This is a genomic window from Thalassotalea eurytherma, assembly GCF_030161415.1.
Classification (GTDB): domain Bacteria; phylum Pseudomonadota; class Gammaproteobacteria; order Enterobacterales; family Alteromonadaceae; genus Thalassotalea_G; species Thalassotalea_G eurytherma.
Map to the genome: position 1 here is coordinate 16,094 of NZ_BSSU01000016.1, position 20,552 is coordinate 36,645.

The following is a 20,552-nucleotide window of genomic DNA, read 5'->3' on the forward strand; positions in this document are numbered from 1 at the left end:
TTAAATTAACTGTTAATTATAAAAATGGCGACCATGATGGTGATTTTACTTGACCATTTAATGCAGGTAAACGCGCTTTAAAGCGACCATCAACAGACACTAAACTCAACACTTGGCGGTTATTATGCATGGTCGAGTAAATAATAATGCCACCATTTGGTGACAAACTCGGCGATTCATCAAGTCTAGTTTTAGTTAACACTTGAAAAACGCCTGTATCAAATTCCTGTTTTGCTAAGTGGTATTGACCACGTGTGCGGTTAACCATAATCAACTGGCGACCATCGGGGGTAATTGAACCACCTAAATTCATTTCACCATCAAAGGTTAAGCGACGAATTTTTCCATCGAGTAAATTTACGCGATATAGCTGTGCTTTTCCACCCCGTTCTGAACTAAATACCAATGATTTTCCATCAGGTGACCAATTCGGCTCTGTATCAATAGCTCTATGACGTGTTACACGACGTAACCTTTTGGTGGCAATATCCATAATATACACTTCAGGGTTGCCATCTTTCGACAGCACCATCGCAAGCTTGGTTCCGTCTGGTGAGAACACGGGTGCTGAATTAATGCCTTTAAAAGAGCTTATTAATTGACGCTGTCCTGTGTAAATATCGATAGTAAAAATTTGGGCTTGATGATTTTCAAAGGTAACATAAGCAAGCTGTTCGCCATTTGGATGCCAGTTTGGTGACATAAGCGGTTCATTTGAACGTAATAATACCTGTTCATTTGCTCCATCATAGTCAGCAATTACTAACTGGTAAGGTCTATCCCCTTCATCACGGACAATGACATAAGCAATTTGCGTTAAAAAGGCACCACGCGTACCCGTTAATTGCTCATAAACTTTATTTGAAATGGTGTGAGCATAGCGACGGAATTGATCTGCGGCAATCTCAACCCCTGACTCAACCAAGATATGATCCTTAGCATTGACTAAGCGCCCACCTGACAACATTTGTGCTTCGCCACCAGTCACTTGACCACGAATAACATCAATTAGCTGAAAATTAATTTGATATCTGCCAATACTGGTTTCGTTAATTTCACCAATAACAATAGCTTCAACGCCCGTTGATGCCCATGCAGCATAGTCAACTTCTTTATCAGAAGCAGGAAGTTGTGGGTATTGAGAGGCATCAATTGGACTAAATTTACCACTAACAAGTAAATCGAAACTAACCACGTCAGCAATGCTCTCAGGTAGTGGATTAATACCGTTATATTTAAAAGGCAAAACCGCTATTGGGCGTGCGCTATCAATCCCTTCCGTTATGATAATTTCTAGGGTCGCTCTTGCTTGAGTAGACACAAGCGAGGCTATCAAAACAACTAGTAGGTAAATATGCTTCATAACAATTTTGTAAAACACTCTCAAAGTTAGTTTATATTATTTAATTAAAATTCAGGTCTAAAGGTAAAACTAATGTTACGCATTTCGTTGAACACTTCTGGATCTTTTGACACTGGCAAAGTGCCTGCTTTTAACACCGCAGTTTTCGCTGCATTACAAACGGTGGTATCACCACTTGTTGCTTGAACATTCGTAACAAAACCTGATGGTGCTAAACTTATTGCTAATTTACAAGACTTTCCTTCCATTGTGCTACGGTCTGTTATTAAATTGCGCTGAATGGTTTGCGTAATCAATGCAGTAAAACGCTGAATCTCAGTTTGCATTTGAGCGCGTCGTGCTTTTTGTCGCTCAGCCATCTCCTGCGCCATTTGTTCCGCAAGCATTTGTTCCTCGAGTGCACGTTCTCGAGCTTCTTGCTCTTTACGTTTGCGCTCAGCTTCTTTTTTCTTACGTAAATCTTCTGCTTTTTTCGCTTCAGCTTCTTCTCTTAATCGCTTGGCTTTAGCCGCAGCAGCCGCCTTTTCAGCTTGTTGTTGCTCTTGCTCTTTTGCCTTTCGTAATTTGTCGGCTTGTTCAGCTTTCGCTTTTGCTTGTCGCGCTGCTTCGTCGGCACGCTTTTTATCTTGCTCTTTCTGTTTGCGTTGTTTTTCTAATGACTTTATTCGCGCTTGTTCTTTCGCACGTTTTTTCTGAGCGTCAGACGCTCGTCTTTCCAAATCGCGAATACGCTTTGCTTCAGCGGCTTTTTCATCGGCTTTTTGCTTACGGATTTGCTTAACACGCGCTTCTAACTTCGTTTTATCAACGGTTACCGCTTTAATCGGTTCTATTTTGTCATTTTCTTGAGTTACTGCTGTGGCCGTCATTGTCGGTGTTGGCTTCTCATGTGACGAAAACTCACCAAATAATAAAACCACTGCGATAATACAGTGCAATATAAAACTTAATACTAATGCTGTTGAATACTTCAAGGCCAACTTAGTTCTCCGGTGTATCAGTCATTAAACCAACAGACGGCACGCCCGCTTGCTTTTGCAACATCACCATCAATTGCACAACCGCGTCGTAGCTCACGCTTCCATCACCGTTAACAACAACGGGGCGATCAGGTTCAACGACAAGACGTGCCGCTACTTCTTCCGCTAATGCTTGTACAGACATAGGAATGTTTTCCCCCACGCCATTTGCTAAATAGTAGTTTCCATCGGCATCAACTGACGCTACTAATGGGGTTTTACTATCTTTATCAAGAGGTTCTGCTTCAGCCTGTGGCAAGTCTACTTTAACGCCTTGCGTAATTAATGGTGCCGTCACCATAAAAATAATCAGTAGCACTAACATCACATCGATATACGGTACAACGTTGATTTCAGCAACTTTACGTCGTCTAACCCTTTGGTACATATCGGTAGCCTTAGTCTTCAGTCATTACTTGGCGTTGAAGAATACTAGAAAACTCTTCCATAAAATTGGCATATGAATTTTCTAACTTTTCTACTTTATGACTAAATCGGTTGTAAGCTATAACTGCTGGAATTGCCGCGAATAACCCCATTGCAGTAGCCACTAACGCTTCAGCAATACCAGGGGCAACCATAGCTAATGTCGCTTGTTTAACAGCGCCTAGAGCAATAAATGAATTCATAATACCCCATACGGTACCGAATAATCCGATATATGGACTAATTGAACCTACTGTTGCCATAAATGGTAAGTGCTTTTCTAGTTGATCAACTTCTCTTGATAATGCGACACGCATTGAACGATGTGTACCATCGACAATTAGACTTGGTGTTTGACTGCTAGATTTTCTAAGGCGAACAAATTCTTTAAAGCCTGCAACAAATAAACTTTCAATGCCTGAGATGTCTTGCTTACTGTTTACGTCATTATAAAGCTTGCTAAGGTCGGCACCTCCCCAAAAGGTATCTTCAAATTGGTGAAGTTTTGCTTGGGCGCTATTAAGTGCAGCGCGACGTTGAAAAATCATCGCCCAACAAATAACAGAAAAGCTCAGTAAAATAAGCATAACGACTTTTACTAATAAACTCGCTTGTAAAAACAGATCTAAAATTGAGAGTTCAGCTGACACTTTCTAAGGCTCCTAAGATAAAAGATGGTATGGCGACCGGTTTATTTTTATTAAAATCTACGCATGCAACGTTAACTTCTACTTCGCACAACTTAACCCCTTGCTCATTGACAATTTCTTGGTTAAAGACGATGGAAGCGCGTTTTAGTTTATTGATTTGCGTTTTTACCGTGAGTAAATCATCCAGCCGCGCTGATGCTAAGTTATTCATTGCTACTTTTGTGACCACAAAACCAATGCTTTGTTCTAAAAATTTTATTTGGCTTATACCTAAAGCACGCAACCATTCAGTACGAGCACGTTCACAAAATTTTAAGTAATTGGCATAGTAGACTATTCCACCGGCGTCTGTGTCTTCATAATAAACACGAATGGGGCATTGAAATAAGGATTCAGACATCTAGCTTTTTAATTATTTTTGGTTGATGCCTATCTTAATAGATTAGCTATATCAACGACAAGCTTTAGCGCAGTAATGCAACAAAAAGTCACAAATAATCTGCAAAAATAAAATTATTTAATTTATTTATTAACTAATCGGCATCCATTTAGCGATATACATTACCAATCAACGAGTGGCTTACCTGTAATGAATATTCAGAAACTAGCGCGAATTTAGCTTAAAAACCTATAAACACTCGAATATTTATTCACTTTCTAATTTTGATCTTAATCGCTATAACTTATTCATTAGTTTTTCTAATGCGAAAAACAAAATATTTTTTCTTGCCTAGTGAAGGAACTTCCCTATAATACACGCATCTTCTGAGCTAGCGCACTGATCTCACGATCATTAGCCAGATACTTTATTGAATAGATAATATTGAATTATCTCTTCTCTCTGACATGTTTCCTGGAATTTTATTTCCTTCTACAACTTGATTAGTTGAACCGCATTTTTTAAATGCGGTTTTTTTTTGCCTAAATTCATACTACGAAAAACCTGGTAGACAAGTTTGGTTTTGTTGCTATAGTAAAAGACAGGTCAAATATTAAACAAAAATAAAAGGACGATGCCATGCGCCAGCTAGCAATAGTGATAGCACTAAGTGTTGGGTTACTAGCAACATACGTGAACGCAAATGGATTACCGCAATGCAATGAAGGAAAATGCGTTGAACAATTTAAACAATTTAAAAAAGCAGCAAAACGCGGGCATGTAGGTGCTAACTATAATACAGGCAAGTTCTATTATTTTGGTTATGGTACCGATACCGATCATGAACTAGCACTAAAATATTATAGAAAAGCCGCCGTCCAGGGTGCGAAAGAAGCTCAATACATGACAGGTGTTATCTACTTAACTAATGATGAGCTGTACGACTTCAAGAAAGCTACCAAGTGGCTTAGTCGTGCAGACAAATTTAATCACCCCCATGCGCCTTTCTTGTTGGGCAAAGCATATATTTCAGATAACGACTACAAAGACTATCAAAAGGCAGATGCCTACTTATCGAAATCTTTCGATTTAACGTACGCTAAACTACCAACCTTAATTGAACAGTTAATAGCAACGAATGAATTTAATGAAACTAATTTCCCTGAACTCACAGATTGATTGAAGCTAATTTATGGATAGAAGATGGCAAACTTAGTGACTGGCTAACAAACGATTATGAACGCCTTACGGTAGCAGGAAATTCATTAGAAAATAGTTTAGATATGATTTTAGCGAGTTATCGAAACCGAAATAACACAACCGGTTCACGCCTTAACGGCGACTGTGTTCAAACAGCAAGCTGTAAGCGAAAATCACTCAATGAAATGAAAGACTCGATGTGGGTATCACGAAAATAAAGTAACTTAAAAAGGCTAGTAACTACTAGCCTTTTCTTTGTATATCGAAGTGTTGATATGCTCTATCTGTTGCTATACGCCCGCGTGGGGTTCTTTGTAAAAAGCCTTGTTGAATTAAAAAAGGTTCAATCACATCTTCAATCGTTTCACGCTCTTCACCAATTGCAGCTGCGATGTTGTCTAAACCAACCGGTCCGCCCATAAACTTGTCAATAATCGCTTCAAGTAATTTGCGATCCATAAGATCAAAACCTTCTGTATCAATTTCAAGCATATTAAGTGCTTTGGCAGCACATAGCTGATTAACAATACCGCCTGTTTTTACGTCAGCATAATCACGTACACGCCTTAATAACCTATTTGCGATACGCGGTGTTCCGCGAGAGCGCCGAGCGATTTCTACAGCCCCACCGTGATCTATGGTCAAATTAAGAAAATGAGCACTGCGAATAACAATATCGGTTAAGTCCTCTACCTTGTAAAATTCTAGGCGCTGGACAATACCAAAACGGTCACGAAGTGGAGAGGTTAACGCGCCTGCCCTTGTCGTTGCGCCGATTAAAGTAAAGGGCGGCAAGTCTAATTTAATTGAGCGTGCAGCTGGCCCTTCACCAATCATAATATCTAATTGGTAATCTTCCATCGCAGGATATAAGACTTCTTCCACCACTGGGCTTAGGCGATGAATCTCATCAATAAATAGTACGTCACCTTCTTCAAGGTTTGTTAGTAAAGCAGCTAAATCTCCCGCTTTTTCTAATACTGGGCCTGATGTCGTTCTAATACTGACGCCCATTTCATTGGCCACAATATTAGCGAGCGTTGTTTTACCTAAACCAGGAGGACCAAAAATTAACAGGTGATCTAAAGCCTCGTCACGCTTCTTGGCAGCAGAAATAAAAATTTCCATCTGTGATTTAACGTGATCTTGCCCTTTATAATCAGCCAAAAGTTTTGGCCTAATAGCGCGATCAACCCCTTCTTCTTCTGGAGCTGCTACAGGCTGGATCAGTCTATCTGCTTCAATCATGAATTACCTTTTAGAGCATTGCTTTTAATGAGTCGCGAATAAGTTCTTCTGAAGACTTATCTTCGCTAAAGACCGCTTTCACGGCTTTGTCTGCTTGGCCTTGAGTATACCCTAAAGAAATAAGCGCGTTAATGGCATCACCTTTATTATCGCTAATAACAAAGGTTGATTCTGTATTAGCAAGTATTGGTGTAGCGTCAGTTGCTGGTGTTGCACTCTCTGATTGCCAATCTTTTAGCCTATCGCGCATTTCAATTAACAACCTTTCAGCTGTCTTTTTACCTACGCCAGGGATCTTAACAATCGTTGTTATATCATCATGAGCAACACAACTAACAAATTGATTTGCAGACATACCCGATAAAATAGCTAAGCCGAGTTTAGGGCCAACACCGTTGACTTTGATTAACAAACGAAATAGCTTTCGCTCGGTTGTGTTGGCAAAACCGTATAACAACTGTGCATCTTCTCTCACCACAAAATGCGTATAAATTGTTGCTTCTTCATTGAGCTCAGGTAATGCGTAAATACTGGTCATCGGCATTGATACTTCATAGCCAACGCCTTGGCATTCAATTAATATTTCGGGTGCTGTTTTTTCGACAAGAATGCCGCGTAGTCGTCCAATCATAGGCTCTGATAATAATAGGTTATTATGAGTTTATGATCGCCAAGATACCACTATATGTTTATACAGTAAAGTGCTATTCGTATGTCAAACTTAACGTAGTCGACGACGTACAGTTTTTGTCGCTTGACCCTGAAGTTTAGTTATAGATTCGTAGGAATGCGCGTGACATAAAGCGACAGCTAACGCATCGGCAGCATCTGCTTGGGGTGTGCCCGGTAACTTTAAAATTGACGTTACCATGTGTTGCACTTGTTCTTTGCTCGCCCCCCCCGTGCCAACCACGGACTGTTTAATTTGGCGCGCCGAGTATTCAGCAATAGATAAGCCTGATTGGGTTGCTGCAACGATTGCCGCTCCTCGCGCTTGCCCGAGCTTTAGTGCGGAATCAGGATTTTTTGCCATAAAAACTTGCTCAATGGCAAATTGTTCAGGTTTAAATTGTACGATTAATTCTGAGACACCGGCAAAAATAGTTTGTAGGCGTGTACCTAAATCATCGCCTTGTGCAATGGCTTTAATACAGCCGCTACCTAAATAACTAAATTTTCTGCCTTCTTGTCTAATGACACCATAGCCAGTAAATCGAGAGCCTGGATCTATGCCTAAAATAATCGTCAAAATACGTCCTACTTAACTTATCGCATTATCAATGCTATTGAATTGTGTATTAAATAGCAAAAACGCGCACAAGGCGCGTTTTTATTTATTATGTGGAAAGCTGACTATTGTGCGTCTTCTTTCACATTACTTATAATACTCAACTCTTCAAGTTGAGTTGGGTTAGCTTGCCCCGGTGCGTTAGTTAATGGACACGCAGCTGTTGTTGTTTTCGGGAATGCCATCACATCACGAATTGAACTAGCCCCCGTCATTAACATTACGAGGCGATCTAAACCAAAAGCTAAACCAGCATGTGGTGGCGCACCATATTCTAATGCTTCAAGTAAGAAACCAAATTTCTCTTTAGCTTCTTCATCACTAATACCAAGAATTCTAAATACCGTTGCTTGCATTTCCTGATCGTAAATACGGACAGAGCCACCACCGAGTTCGCAACCATTTAACACCATGTCGTACGCATCTGATAGCGCGCCTACAGGGTTTTGAGCTAATTCTTCAGGCGTCATGTTGCTTGGCGCAGTGAATGGGTGGTGAATGGCATGAAGGTGACCATCTACTTCTTCAAACATTGGGAAGTCAACAACCCATAATGGTTTCCACTCATCAGCTACAATGCCTAAATCTTCACCGAGTTTTAAACGAAGTGCACCTAATGACTCTGTAACAACATTGTACGTATCTGAGCCGAAGAAGATAATATCGCCAGACTTAGCGTTCACGCGAGAAAGTAACGCGTTTACTGATTCTTCGTTTAAGAACTTAAGAATGGGTGACTGCAAACCTTCAAGGCCAGCATCAATATCATTAACTTTCATCCACGGCATGCCTTTCGCACCGTAAATGCCGACAAACTTAGTCAAATCATCAATATTTTTACGAGAGAATTTTGCAGCGCCATCTGGTACACAAATGACAGAAACACGTCCTTTAGGGTCATTAGCTGGGCCAGCAAACACTTTAAATTCTACGTCTTTAAAAATATCGGCAACATCAACGATTTCTAATGGGTTACGTAAATCAGGCTTGTCAGAGCCAAAACGCTTCATTGCTTCGGCATAGGTCATGCGAGGGAAGTCACCTAAATCAACACCCATCAACTTAACGAATAACTCTCGAATCATCGTTTCTGCTACGCTCATCACTTGCTCAGCAGACATGAATGATGTTTCGATATCAATTTGGGTAAATTCTGGCTGACGATCAGCACGTAAATCTTCATCACGGAAACATTTTACGATTTGATAGTAACGATCCATACCAGACATCATCAACAACTGCTTAAAAAGTTGTGGTGATTGCGGAAGCGCGAAGAACTTCCCTTTATGCGTGCGACTTGGTACTAAATAATCACGCGCACCTTCAGGTGTAGCAGCCGTTAAAATTGGTGTTTCAATGTCTAAAAAGCCTTGGTTTTCTAGTGATTGACGAACAGCTGACGTTACTTTTGCACGAAACTTTAAACGCTCTGTCATTTCGACACGACGCAAGTCTAAATAACGGTATTTTAAACGATTCTCTTCCGAATTCTCTTGATTGAAATCAAGCGGCAATGGTGCAGATTTATTTAAAATGGTTAACTCTAAACCAAGGACTTCAATCGCACCTGTTGCCATTTCTTTATTTACTTGGCCTTCAGGACGCGCACGCACTTTACCTTTTACTTGAACACAAAACTCATTACGTAAGGTATTTGCTTTTTCTAGTACTTCAGGTAAGTCTGGATCGTATACGACTTGCACTAAACCTTCACGGTCACGTAAATCAAGAAAGATAACGGCACCTAAATCACGACGACGGTTTACCCAACCAGTTAAAGAAATTTCTTGGCCAATGTGAGATTCATTCACCTCACCACAATAAAGAGTTCGCATTAAATATTCCTGACAAAAATTATGACCGCCAAATGCGGTTAAATAGACAGTGCTAAAAATGCTCGACATTATAAAGCAATGTCGGGCAATGTCACCTACAATCAGCACACTATGGGCGGGTTAATTAAATTGGTAATGATTCTTACCGTTGGCTTTGACGCAATACATCAGCGTATCGGCAACTTTTAGTAATTCGACATCATCGGTACCGTCTTCTGGGTACATTGCAATGCCAATACTACAACCAACACTTGCGCTCCCCGACGATAAATCAAATGGTTGTTGAGTAATTTTCAAGATTTTTTCCGCAATGAAACCAGCTTCGTCTTTATTGTTTAGCCCGGTAAGTAATAAAATAAATTCATCACCACCAAAGCGCGCTAACGTATCAGACTTTCTCACACAACTGCTAAGACGCTGACCTAACATGATAAGTAATTCATCGCCGACATCGTGGCCATGTGTATCGTTAATGATTTTAAAACCATCTAAATCGATAAATAGCATGGCCATCAATTGGTGTTGGCGTTGATGAATAGCAATAGCTTGCGTAACACGATCTTTTAATAAGTTTCGATTCGGTAAACCGGTTAAAGAATCGTGCGTGGCAAGGTGTTTCATTTCCAATTCCAGCTTTTCACGACGTCTAATTTCAACATATAAACGACGATTCCACATAATAATGATAATGATAATGATAATAACGAAGCCACCGATTTGAGAGGCTATACGAACAACATAGTTTTTGTCTAACCCGGTATTAATTTGAATATCAAACCATCGTTCATAGATCTCATCGGTTTCTTGCTGTGAAATAGATGCTAATGCTTTATTGATAATGGAATGTAAAATTGCGTTGTCTTTGGTTGTCGCTAAGCTTGAATTATCTAACGGTAAGTCTTCCATAACTTCCATTGAAATTAGACTAAGCGTTTCGCGCTTACGAAACTCTGCTGCTGAAGCTAATGGCTCGATCAACGCATCGGCTTTATTTTGCTGTATCGCTAAATAGCCCTCTTCTGGATTATCCACAAGTAATATATTCACGTCGGAAAAATTTTCACGCATAAATGAGGTCAAATGATAACCTTTGGTAATAGCAATGCGCTCGCCTCTAAAGTCCGATATTTTTGTCCGTGTACCTAATCGACTTGGATAAAGTGCAACCCAAGGCATTTCCCAATATTGCTGAGTAAATAGCAACGCATCTTTACGCTCTTCAGTTTCTGTTATCCCGGCAACAAGCAATACATCACCATTAAGTAAGCTGTCATATACTTGTTGCCATGAATCGTAAAGGTTAAATTTGAAATCTATCCCTGTGCGCTTAGCAAGTAGCTCATAAATATCTACATTAATACCTTCTATTTCGCCATTCTCATTCACTCGTTCAAAAGGTACGAAATTTTTATCAATTGCAACTTCAACGACCGGATGATCGAGCAACCATGCTTGTTCTTGCTGCGTTAAGTTTATTTTTTTCGATAACTGCTCAAAGTAACTAAAACCTTTGTGCTGAGACCAAACTTTTTCCAACTCGATTAACTCTTCTGTTGGTATTAAAGAGAAGCCTTCACGAATTCGCGTTAATAACGCATCATTAAATGGGCTGATTAAAGAAAACACCTTTGCCGTAAATATTGGCTCTTTAAGCGTGTAATAGCTATTTTGAAGGTGCTGATTAATCAACTTAGCCATCATATTTTCAAAAGAGCTGATCATGCCATTAATTTCATCTTTTTCCGCGGCAGCAATCATATCTTCATGGTTAGTGAAAAGAATAAACTCAATGTTAGGGTAGGCTCTTCTTAACTTAGGTAAGTAAGGTGCAGTGGTAAACACGCCGACACGCATGCCAGCCAGTTGGCTTAATTGAGTAAACTCAAATTTACGATCAACAAAAACAGTCGATGTCACACCATAAAGCTCAAAGGCCGCTGTTAGCCCACTTGGTTCAAGCATATTTTCAGGATAAGCAATATGAACATCTGCCAGACCATTTTTCACCAGCTCAACTGACGCCGCTTGTTCATCACCAATAAACTCAACTTTTTCACCTGAATATTTAGACCACAGGCGCCAAATATCAATAAACATTCCTTGCGGTTTACCTGTTGGCGAGGTCGCCATATAAGGAGGTAAATTATTAGAAAATGCTAACTTTAAAACGTCTCTATTTTTCTCTACGCCAAACCATTTTCGTTCTAACGCATTGCGTTCATTCTCAGTATAAAGCGCAAAACCATGATTAATCGTTTCCAATAATGCACTATTCCCTTTTTTAACAGCTCCAACAAAGGCGTTTTTATAGTATTCAATACGTTTATGAGCAGGAAAAACGCTAATTAATTCACTATGTTTTTCAAATTGTTTAGACAGCTGATCGACACCAGCTACCGCCACAAGCTCACCATTTAACGCCGCTTGATAAAGCTCGTATCGCGAATCATAGGTTCTTTGCGTTAATTTAGGCCACAGTTTATTCAGGATCTCAACATGGGCAGAGTTTTTGACTACGCCTACCGTATATGGAGCGAGCTGATTTAAATTATTTACGTTAGCTAAATCACCTCTTAAAAAGATGTAACTATTTGAATCGAAAAACTTATCAGTAAAGTCAAAATATCGAGAACGTTTAACCGATGATGCTAAGCCCGCATGAATATCTATTTGACCGCTAGCGACTTTATCAATGGTGTGGCTCCATTCCATGATTTGAAAATCAACCGCGATGCCTGTTTTTTGAGACCATCCTTTCCAATAATCGATAATCAGACCGTCTGGTTGGCCTTGTTTATTTTTAAAATGATAGGGATATGAGGAGTGGTTTAGCGCAATAGATACTGAGTTTATCGGCACACTAGCTGGCTTGAGGCGCTCAACTACCTCTTGAGACCAAACAAAGGGCAAATGAAATAAAGCACTTACCAACAACAGGACACCAATTGCATTTTTCAATTACACATACCTTAAATTAAGTGAGCAGAGCATCCATTCATACAATGTTAGCGAGAATAAATTTCCCAAGATGTTTTCGCTATCTTTTATTTTAGTTTAAAATATTACAATAATTTTCAATGACAACCAACAAATGCAATCTTCTGATACAGATATCATCTATTCAAATCCTCACGCTAAGGTAAAAGACTTCAATTTTGATGAACAAGTTGTTGAAGTATTTCCCGACATGATCTCTCGTTCGGTACCTGGCTATAATACCATCATTGATACGATTGGTCGTTTAAGTCAACAATATGTTCAAGATAATACTTATGTTTATGACTTAGGCTGCTCACTTGGCGCCGCTACCTTAGCAATGAGAAAAGCGATTGCGGCATCAGGTTGTCAAATCATTGGTATGGATACTTCAACAGCGATGGTAGAAAGGTGCCAACGTCATGTCGCCGCATTTAAAGGCGAAACGCCGGTTGAAATCCTTGAGCAGGACATTTTAAAAGCGCAACTCAAACCAGCCTCGATGATCGTTTTAAATTTCACGTTACAGTTCGTTGAAAAAGAGCAGCGTCAATCACTGATAGATAAAATATCAAAAGCCTTAGTGCCTGGTGGAATTTTAGTTATTTCCGAGAAAATCAACCATCAGAATGAGGTTTGTCGTGACTTATTGATCGATTTACATCACGATTTTAAACGTGCAAATGGATATAGCGAATTAGAAATAGCACAAAAACGTACAGCACTCGAAAATGTCATGAAAACAGATAGTTTAGAAGTACAACTAGACCGTTTAAAACAAGCAGGTTTTTCTCATGCTACCCAATGGTTTCAATGCTTTAACTTTACGTCTTTGGTGGCAATTAAATGATTTCTTTTAACTCCTTTTACCAACAAATCGCTGGCAATCGTTTAAATCATTGGCTATTGAATTTGCCTCAGCAACTCGATGATTGGAATAAAAACCACTTGCATGGTGAGTTTGCCCAATGGCACAAAGCACTTGATAACTTGCCTACGCCATCGCAAACAACAACAGATATAACAACACAGGTACAAGCAGGTTTACCTGAAGAATTAAGTGACGGTGAACGTAAAAAGCTTGAGCATTTATTAATGAAGCTCAAACCTTGGCGCAAAGGGCCTTATCATATTCATGGTTTACATGTTGATACGGAATGGCGCTCTGATTTCAAGTGGGATCGATTAGAAAGCCACATTAGTGACTTATCGAACCGTTATGTTTTAGACATTGGCTGTGGCAGTGGCTATCACCTTTGGCGAATGCGAGGTGCCGGCGCTAAATTTGTCGTTGGTATAGACCCAACACAATTATTTTTAATGCAATTTCAAGCGTTACAACATTTTATCAAAGATGACGCTGTAAACCTTTTACCGCTTGGCGTTGAACAACTTCCCGAATTAAAAGCGTTTGATACGGTTTTTGCAATGGGCGTGTTATACCACAGACGCTCGCCAATAGATTTCATTTACCAGCTGAAAAACCAGCTTACCAAGGGCGGAGAACTGGTATTAGAAACGTTAATTGTAGATGGTGATGAGAACACTGTACTTGTGCCCGGTGAACGCTATGCAAAAATGCGCAATGTATGGTTTTTACCTAGTGGTAAAGCGATGTGTGCCTGGTTAGAACGCTGTGGCTTTAAAAATGTACGCTGGGTAAACACAGACCAAACAGCCTTTGAAGAGCAACGAAAAACAAAATGGATAGATACAGAATCATTACAGGACTTTTTAGATCCAATTGACCCTAATAGAACCATTGAAGGTTACCCTGCCCCTAAACGGGCAATTTTTATTGCTAATACATAAAAGAAAAAGCTACTTACCTTGGGGTAAGTAGCTTTTTAAGTTTTATGGGCTTTAAAAACTGTTAATCCAAATTAAGAACTAGATCGGATCCACTCTTCACTGGTAATTCATCTTATTGAATTAGTTAAAGTATTTGATGTTTTGGCTTGCTGACACTTTAGCGTTTGCAAGTTAACAACTAGATCCAATTTTACGTAACGCTACGTGCATGAAATATATTTTTACGACTATTCCCTAGTAGATTTCACGTAGCGTTAATTTTATGTCTGCGATTAAATGCCAATTATTGTTTAAAGAAAATATCACTTTAAATATTTTTCAACTTCTTTTAGCGTTAAGCCATAGTTAACTTTATTTCTTACAGTCTTATTCCAATAGTTTTGAATTAGTTCGTGACTTCTAACTGTTGCGCTAATTCCATGTGCCCAATTACGCCAAATCTCTAAAGAAATTCTACCTTTTTTAAAATAAAAGTATTCTTCAACACACAAAGAAAAATACTCATCAAGTATTTCTTTTTCATCATCTGTTAAGTCATTACCTTCATCCTTATTTAGAATGAGTTCGATTTTTGAAGCTAATTTAAAGTATCGACTATTAAAGCTAGAGAAAGCTTCTAGTTCTAATTTGTCTTCTTCCATACTTTGTTTTTGAACAAAGTATACGAATGAAATAATTGCTGTAATTATTGTTATTAGATTCTTTGTATCTAAATTTTCAATTAACAGTAATGGCGCTATAACTAAAGGAACTAGCCATACAATTTTCATTTTTATCAGTTTTATAATCTTTCTATGCATTTTATTTAGTTTTGTAACTCAAACATTAATAACCGCCCTGCTTTTTATAATCCTACACTGCGCTGAATACTCTGCGTCCACGACGTGTTAAATGCGTTGTCTCCAGCGTATAATTTATACAGCTCTAACTCATCTCTACGCCTTGCTAACATCACTTCTTTTAATATTTTTTGAAAGGCTAACTCACGGTTATGTGGGTCGGGATTATCTTTGCATTTCGCTTCAAAATCAGGGTGAGTTTCAACACCATTAACAATATTAATAAACTTAACCTTTTGCTCCTCAGGTGTTGCACTCCAGCCTTGAAACCATCTTTCGTTAAAGTTTTTAATGATTTCGTCTAGTGGATCTTTTTCATCATCACCGCCGTGAGCACCACGAGGGTTTGGGTTTTGAGGATCTAATTCCGTTTCCCCATCATCTAAGCCAATGCCGTAATTTAGTTTTACGCGCTGTAAGCCGTAAGAGCTTAAATCTACGGAATCTAACAATGCATCAAGCTTCTCTGAATCAGGATCTTTAACGATTAACTTTGGAATTAAGAACTTAAGGAACCAAAATAACTTTTCCCAGGCAACAATTTCATAAGGCATGATTGAAGCCATCTGCCCGTAAATTTTCACAAATTGTTTAGCTTTGATCTTAAAATCGACTTTATCATCATCTTCTAGCTCTAACTCAAAATTAAAACGGTTTGCCGCAGTATCAATTATTGGGCTTAAGGTTTGAGCGTCTTCATTATCAAAATAGCGTTTAACAAAATCTTCAACCTCGTACCATTCATAAACGCCAATATCATCCATTGCATCTTTTAGCTCGTGTAATACATTTACATCGGTTGCTTCAGATAAAGTCGTTGAAGTATAAAATGGGTCAAATGCCGTTTTTATTTCATCAACACTATTAAAGAAATCAAGTACAAATAAGTCCTCAGTCTTTTTACCAAGCTTAGGTGCCGAACGGTTTAAGCGAGATAATGTTTGCACACAAAGCACACTCGCTAACTTTTTATCTACGTACATAGAACAAAGCTTTGGCTGATCAAAACCCGTTAGGTATTTTGATAAGTTTATAGAACTGAGCCAAGATTGATGAACGACATCAAATGAAAGTGACTGGTATTGGTCAAATAATGCTGTTGAGTTTTCACTATAAAACGAGATATTTTTATTATTACTGTGCTCTTCCACTGACGGTTCTCGTTTGTATATTTTAGTTGATAGGCTTTATACGTGAGTCATCTTAAGACTAAATTTTATTGCTGTAAATACGGTAATGAGGTTATCAGACGTTATAGGTTTTAATATTCGAACTTGGTAGTATCATTGATATAAACCCTACGCTTTTATGCAATTACCTTATGAAAATTTTATTCCTATGCACTGCTAACATCCAGCGCTCTAGAACTGCTGAGGACCACTTTCGTGAAAATTACCCAGAGCACAGCTATAAATCAGCGGGTCTGAGTGATAAGTATTGTAAGCAGCACGGCACAACAATTTGTACTACAACGTTATTAGATTGGGCAGACAAGGTATTTGCTATGGAGACCATGCATTTACAAAGAATTGAAGAGTATGCCGGCAAACATTACCTAGACAAGGTTGAGAATTTAACAATAGAAGATGTTTATCAATACATGCAATCTGACTTGGTTAAAATACTTGATACACATGAAAAGCTTCAGTTCCTTAAACCTAACTAAAATCGCCAGTATCTGAACGAGTTAACAATTCTCTAATTCTATCTCCATCGTCACCTGATTCAAGTAACTCAATGGCTGACTTTCCGAATAGAAATGGGCGCTGTATGTGTACCCAAGTAACGATACGTTCATGCTGTTTTAACATTCTCATTAAATGTTGATAGATATCATCAGGTATACCATCAATCCCTTCTTTACTTTGTTCATTCATGTCGCTCTCCAAATATTAAACTAAACATTTACGTACCACCAATCATCAACTGTAAATATATACAGCTACGTTCTAAAAGTACAGTTGAAACAAAGTAATTAAACGAGAGTTCAGGACACTATATTCTGAAACTCTCTATTTTCACCTGTGTTATTTATCAGTTTTACGTATCTTCGGGTTTAATGCCTGTCACAATAAATTTGGTGTTGTGACCGATTGAATGTTTCGCTTCAAAGGTTAAAGAGACTAACGCTGGTAACTCTAGACCTTCTAGTTGTTCTAATACATTTTCGTGAACATCTCGTGTAGCCAATTCATTGCCACCGCTCGCTTTAAGAGTAAAATTCTTAGTGCTTGTGCTTTGAACTGGTTTTATAAAGAAAAGATGGCCAAGCGCAAATTGAGATTTATACCTCGGTGAGTACCCTTCTCCAAATTTATACCCCATTAAAAGTACTTTTCCTTCAGTCGGTGATTGCATTGCCTTTATTTTTGCATGACTTGAGTGACTTTGGTTGATGATATCCACCTTGTCTGTTATCTCAGCTTTTAAATGCTTTTCATCACCACTAATAAATCTTCGCGGCGCTTCATATAGCGTTGCTATGATAATCTCATCGTAACTGCTTGTGCGAGGTAACATTGATAAATCAATTTCTATCATTTTTCTGTTAGATAGCGCCTGTAATTCAGATTTCTCTTCATCAACAGCGTGAGTTACAAGTATTTCAATATCCAAAGGCTCCCCACCTTCAGTAATTGCGGAAACATCAGGTTGGTAGCCTTCAAGTGGTTTCTCAATTTCAACCTGGTTTAAATGAGTGATGCTTTGTTTTATGTAAGTAGAGTTTTGGTGATTAATACCTAGTGAGTCTTCTAGTTCATAGTTGTCAAAGTGTGATGGCATTAATACCTTCTCATGCTCTTTTATCACTTGCTTTGCCAGTAGGTGTAATGCTGTTTCAGGGCCATGCTGACAATCATCACTTTCGTAATGAGCAAAATGATGTTGACGTATGCTTCCTTTTTTAGCGACTAGGCGTGAATTACAGTGTGGGCAAAAACAGCCACAATCGAGCCCCTGTTCAACATCATTAACTGATACGATTTTCTCGTCCTTTAATCCAAATAGTAGTTCTACATTTTGTGATTCAACAGATTGATTGTTCATTAGTTTATCTCCAATATTTAAAATAATAGTGGCGGTTACTCCGCTCGAAGTGGATAATCAACCAGAACAAAAAATTAATCGTGAAATTCCAGAAATACCGGAAAATGGAACTAGTAAGTTATGGAAAACAATAAGATTTCTTATTTAAGTAATGCAGTAGAGTTTTTAGAGGACGAGATAAATAACCAGGATGTTGAAGCGTTTTATCGTGCCTGCATCACACACTTAAGTAAAAATGAACGACTAGAAAAGCCTAAGTTAAGAAACTTTTATTCAGGTAAAGAGAAGTCAGAAAAGACTTACGGAAATTACATGGATAAGTTAATTCATCTGCTCGATAAATTTCAAGAAGAAATACAGAGTAGAAATGCTGAATTAGCTTTAACCAAAAGACCCATTATTAAAACACATATTGGTGGTGGCTCTGGTAATCCAACTTATTACTACATCGATTTTGAGGACTGGGAAACACCCCCTTCATTTAATCAAAATACTGGACTCCAAAAAACTGAAACCATCAGTCAAGACATCATCTACAGAACGAAGACACTAAAACGTACACCTTGGTATTTAAAATTTGCGGCGAAGTTTTTTGCTAAAACAAGACAACGACAAGCATTTTTATTAGCAGTATTGATATATTTCATCGCTGCACCGATTGCACTTGGCTTTTTGATGCAATTGATCCCGTTAACTTATTGGGGACTTCTGGTATTAGGTTACTTTTTACTATTCAACCCTGTCTGGAATGTTATTAAACTGGCAACACATAAAATTGCCTTAATAGAACATGTTTTTCAACCTATTGGCGCTGTTTGTATCTCTAAGGTAAAAAACGTAAAAGACTCAGATAGTTTTTTAGATATTGAACGGGAGATTTTATCAGTCGTCGTTGATGGCACTTGCCCAATTTGTAACCACAAATACAATCTTAAGAACTCAGTTCAACTTGAAAGCCAGTCGTTATTTAACCGGCGTATCATAGGTAAATGCTTAAACAACCCTAAAGAGCATAGGTTTACTTTTGATAAGGATTTAATGACTGGAACCTCGTTAAATACTTAGGTTTTAGTGAGGTGCCAACCATTTTAAAAAACACATTCATAAACTCGCAAATGTAAACCGCTTTAGCTGTTTTTCCTTAAGAGGTTTTCAAGCTTTTTCTTCGATGCCTCATCATCTAATGACAATGCTTTATATTCGTCAATCAGTTTTGTTAATCCTGGGTTTTTCTCACCACGAAAATACTCAAGGTTACGCTCTATTTTCTTTAAGATTTTGCTTAAGCTAACATCATCCATCAATGGAGCATCTTCTTTACCTACAAACAGATTGTTATCTTGTGGGAAGTTAACAAAATAACGTAAGCCACGCTTACCTTCACCTGATGGATAAAGTAAGCCATTATCAACCAATGATTTTAAATCCCTTGTAGCGGTTGCTGGTGGCGCACCAGTAATCGCTCGATATTTCTCATTGGTTAAACCATCACGCACAAAGCCATCAGCGCCTACTGTGAAGATTTTTTTCATCACCTTATCTTGGCGTTGGTTGAGCTTGACCTCTCCATATTCCGCCCAAAACTTTGATTTTTGCAATACAAATTCAACAGACTCAAGTGACTTATCTTGCGAGGTTTTCACTAGCTCAACAAACCAGGCTATCCACTCATTTATTTGCAAACTGGAATTGGTGTTTCTAAGTTGCTGGTAATACTCCATACGATGAGCATTTATCATGCTCGACATACTAAAAAGTGGTGGTTTCGAAAAATCTTGAAATAAGGCATGCTCAGCAATCGCTCTACCTACTCGGCCATTACCGTCTTGAAACGGGTGAATAGCAACAAACCATAAATGAGCAATTGCAGCTTTTATCGGTCCTGAACAATTGGCGTTGTTATACCACTGTATAAACGCATCCATTTCCCGTTCAACCTCAAAGCGATTATTACCTGGTGCTTTGTATATGATTTCACTGTCACCGTATAAATCTTCTCTTATGACATCTATGGACGAGTCACGATAATCACCTTTAGTGATTGGATTTACATAATAATCTTCACTGCCGTGTAGTAGCAGCGTGTGCCAATGGCACAGTAAGGTTTTAGACATGGCGCTTTTAATGCTTTTACGCACATCAACTAACATTGCAGCAATGCCTTTTTCTTTGGGAAAGTAACCACCACGCTCCGGTTCTTTTAATCCAAGAAAACGTGCAACTGATGAGCGCACTTCCTCACGGTTAAGATTTTCACCTTCGATAGCGCTAGTGCTTAATGCTTCTTCTACCAGTAAATGAACAAAGGCAGCGTTATGGTCATTTGTGGGAATTTGAGATAATGCCCCCTCAATGCTGTAGGCCTTTTTCGAATACTCGCTGACACTCGACTCAAAGCGCGCCGCATCATAATCAAATTGAGGCCAGTTTGTATGTTGCCAGTGATACATATGATTTAAATCCTTACTC

General features: G+C 38.7%; 21 protein-coding genes. 6 read left to right on the forward strand and 15 right to left on the reverse strand.

The window, feature by feature from the left end:
- Window positions 1–16: 16 nt before the first annotated feature.
- The 5 genes from tolB to ybgC are packed head-to-tail and all read right to left on the reverse strand — an operon-like array spanning window position 17 to window position 3,858.
- Entirely contained in the window at window positions 17–1,363 is a 1,347-nt protein-coding gene (tolB, locus tag QQK02_RS15045) for a Tol-Pal system beta propeller repeat protein TolB (RefSeq protein WP_284208934.1), read from the reverse strand.
- Window positions 1,364–1,407: 44 nt separating this feature from the next.
- Entirely contained in the window at window positions 1,408–2,337 is a 930-nt protein-coding gene (gene tolA, locus QQK02_RS15050; RefSeq protein WP_284208935.1) for a cell envelope integrity protein TolA, read from the reverse strand.
- 7 nt (window positions 2,338–2,344) lie between these two features.
- Entirely contained in the window at window positions 2,345–2,770 is a 426-nt protein-coding gene (gene tolR, locus QQK02_RS15055) for a protein TolR (RefSeq protein ID WP_284208937.1), read from the reverse strand.
- Between the two features lie 10 nt (window positions 2,771–2,780).
- Entirely contained in the window at window positions 2,781–3,458 is a 678-nt protein-coding gene (tolQ, locus tag QQK02_RS15060; RefSeq protein ID WP_284208939.1) for a protein TolQ, read from the reverse strand.
- Window positions 3,448–3,858: a tol-pal system-associated acyl-CoA thioesterase gene (ybgC, locus tag QQK02_RS15065; RefSeq protein WP_284208940.1), complete on the reverse strand. Its 411-nt coding sequence runs from the start codon at window positions 3,856–3,858 to the stop codon at window positions 3,448–3,450. The genes tolQ and ybgC overlap by 11 nt, the downstream gene beginning before the upstream one ends.
- A gap of 618 nt (window positions 3,859–4,476) precedes the next feature.
- Between ybgC and QQK02_RS15070 the strand changes: the two genes are divergently transcribed.
- Window positions 4,477–5,016 carry a tetratricopeptide repeat protein gene (locus QQK02_RS15070; RefSeq protein ID WP_284208941.1) on the forward strand — a complete coding sequence of 180 codons (540 nt, stop codon included), beginning with the start codon at window positions 4,477–4,479 and terminating at the stop codon, window positions 5,014–5,016.
- Window positions 5,013–5,255, forward strand: coding sequence for a hypothetical protein (locus QQK02_RS15075; protein ID WP_284208942.1), 243 nt, complete (start codon window positions 5,013–5,015; stop codon window positions 5,253–5,255). Before QQK02_RS15070 ends, QQK02_RS15075 begins: the two co-directional genes overlap by 4 nt.
- 25 nt (window positions 5,256–5,280) lie before the next feature.
- Here QQK02_RS15075 and ruvB read toward each other — a convergent pair whose 3' ends face one another.
- The 5 genes from ruvB to QQK02_RS15100 form a co-directional block, all read right to left on the reverse strand.
- Complete coding sequence (gene ruvB, locus QQK02_RS15080; RefSeq protein WP_284208943.1) at window positions 5,281–6,285, reverse strand: Holliday junction branch migration DNA helicase RuvB; 1,005 nt, start codon at window positions 6,283–6,285, stop codon at window positions 5,281–5,283.
- 10 nt (window positions 6,286–6,295) lie between these two features.
- Window positions 6,296–6,916, reverse strand: a complete 621-nt coding sequence (ruvA, locus tag QQK02_RS15085) for a Holliday junction branch migration protein RuvA (RefSeq protein WP_284208944.1) — start codon at window positions 6,914–6,916, stop codon at window positions 6,296–6,298.
- 90 nt (window positions 6,917–7,006) lie between these two features.
- The gene (ruvC, locus tag QQK02_RS15090) at window positions 7,007–7,534 is read right to left on the reverse strand and encodes a crossover junction endodeoxyribonuclease RuvC (RefSeq protein ID WP_284208945.1); all 528 of its coding nucleotides are present in this window, start codon (window positions 7,532–7,534) and stop codon (window positions 7,007–7,009) included.
- A 104-nt stretch (window positions 7,535–7,638) separates the two neighbouring features.
- Entirely contained in the window at window positions 7,639–9,408 is a 1,770-nt protein-coding gene (aspS, locus tag QQK02_RS15095; protein WP_284208946.1) for an aspartate--tRNA ligase, read from the reverse strand.
- A gap of 120 nt (window positions 9,409–9,528) precedes the next feature.
- The gene (locus QQK02_RS15100) at window positions 9,529–12,366 is read right to left on the reverse strand and encodes a transporter substrate-binding domain-containing protein (RefSeq protein ID WP_284208947.1); all 2,838 of its coding nucleotides are present in this window, start codon (window positions 12,364–12,366) and stop codon (window positions 9,529–9,531) included.
- 133 nt (window positions 12,367–12,499) lie between these two features.
- On the opposite strand from QQK02_RS15100, the gene cmoA reads away from it, so the two are divergent.
- Together cmoA and cmoB are read left to right on the forward strand one after the other, a co-directional pair.
- On the forward strand, window positions 12,500–13,234 hold the full coding sequence (gene cmoA, locus QQK02_RS15105; protein WP_284208948.1) for a carboxy-S-adenosyl-L-methionine synthase CmoA: 735 nt from the start codon (window positions 12,500–12,502) through the stop codon (window positions 13,232–13,234).
- Entirely contained in the window at window positions 13,231–14,196 is a 966-nt protein-coding gene (gene cmoB / locus QQK02_RS15110) for a tRNA 5-methoxyuridine(34)/uridine 5-oxyacetic acid(34) synthase CmoB (protein ID WP_284208949.1), read from the forward strand. Before cmoA ends, cmoB begins: the two co-directional genes overlap by 4 nt.
- Window positions 14,197–14,498: 302 nt before the next feature.
- Here cmoB and QQK02_RS15115 read toward each other — a convergent pair whose 3' ends face one another.
- Window positions 14,499–14,966: a hypothetical protein gene (locus QQK02_RS15115; protein WP_284208951.1), complete on the reverse strand. Its 468-nt coding sequence runs from the start codon at window positions 14,964–14,966 to the stop codon at window positions 14,499–14,501.
- A gap of 74 nt (window positions 14,967–15,040) precedes the next feature.
- The gene (locus QQK02_RS15120; RefSeq protein WP_456124062.1) at window positions 15,041–16,186 is read right to left on the reverse strand and encodes an HsdR family type I site-specific deoxyribonuclease; all 1,146 of its coding nucleotides are present in this window, start codon (window positions 16,184–16,186) and stop codon (window positions 15,041–15,043) included.
- 170 nt (window positions 16,187–16,356) lie between these two features.
- On the opposite strand from QQK02_RS15120, the gene QQK02_RS15125 reads away from it, so the two are divergent.
- The gene (locus QQK02_RS15125; RefSeq protein WP_284208953.1) at window positions 16,357–16,701 is read left to right on the forward strand and encodes an arsenate reductase/protein-tyrosine-phosphatase family protein; all 345 of its coding nucleotides are present in this window, start codon (window positions 16,357–16,359) and stop codon (window positions 16,699–16,701) included.
- On the opposite strand, the gene QQK02_RS15130 is transcribed toward QQK02_RS15125, so the two are convergent.
- Window positions 16,694–16,912, reverse strand: coding sequence for a hypothetical protein (locus tag QQK02_RS15130; protein ID WP_284208954.1), 219 nt, complete (start codon window positions 16,910–16,912; stop codon window positions 16,694–16,696). The two genes, QQK02_RS15125 and QQK02_RS15130, sit on opposite strands and share 8 nt — an antisense overlap.
- 163 nt (window positions 16,913–17,075) lie before the next feature.
- Entirely contained in the window at window positions 17,076–18,083 is a 1,008-nt protein-coding gene (locus tag QQK02_RS15135) for a competence protein CoiA family protein (protein WP_284208955.1), read from the reverse strand.
- Between the two features lie 120 nt (window positions 18,084–18,203).
- Here QQK02_RS15135 and QQK02_RS15140 point away from each other — a divergent pair, with 120 nt between their 5' ends.
- The gene (locus tag QQK02_RS15140; RefSeq protein WP_284208956.1) at window positions 18,204–19,148 is read left to right on the forward strand and encodes a hypothetical protein; all 945 of its coding nucleotides are present in this window, start codon (window positions 18,204–18,206) and stop codon (window positions 19,146–19,148) included.
- Between the two features lie 62 nt (window positions 19,149–19,210).
- Here QQK02_RS15140 and QQK02_RS15145 read toward each other — a convergent pair whose 3' ends face one another.
- Window positions 19,211–20,533, reverse strand: coding sequence for a Fic family protein (locus QQK02_RS15145; protein ID WP_284208957.1), 1,323 nt, complete (start codon window positions 20,531–20,533; stop codon window positions 19,211–19,213).
- Window positions 20,534–20,552: the final 19 nt, after the last annotated feature.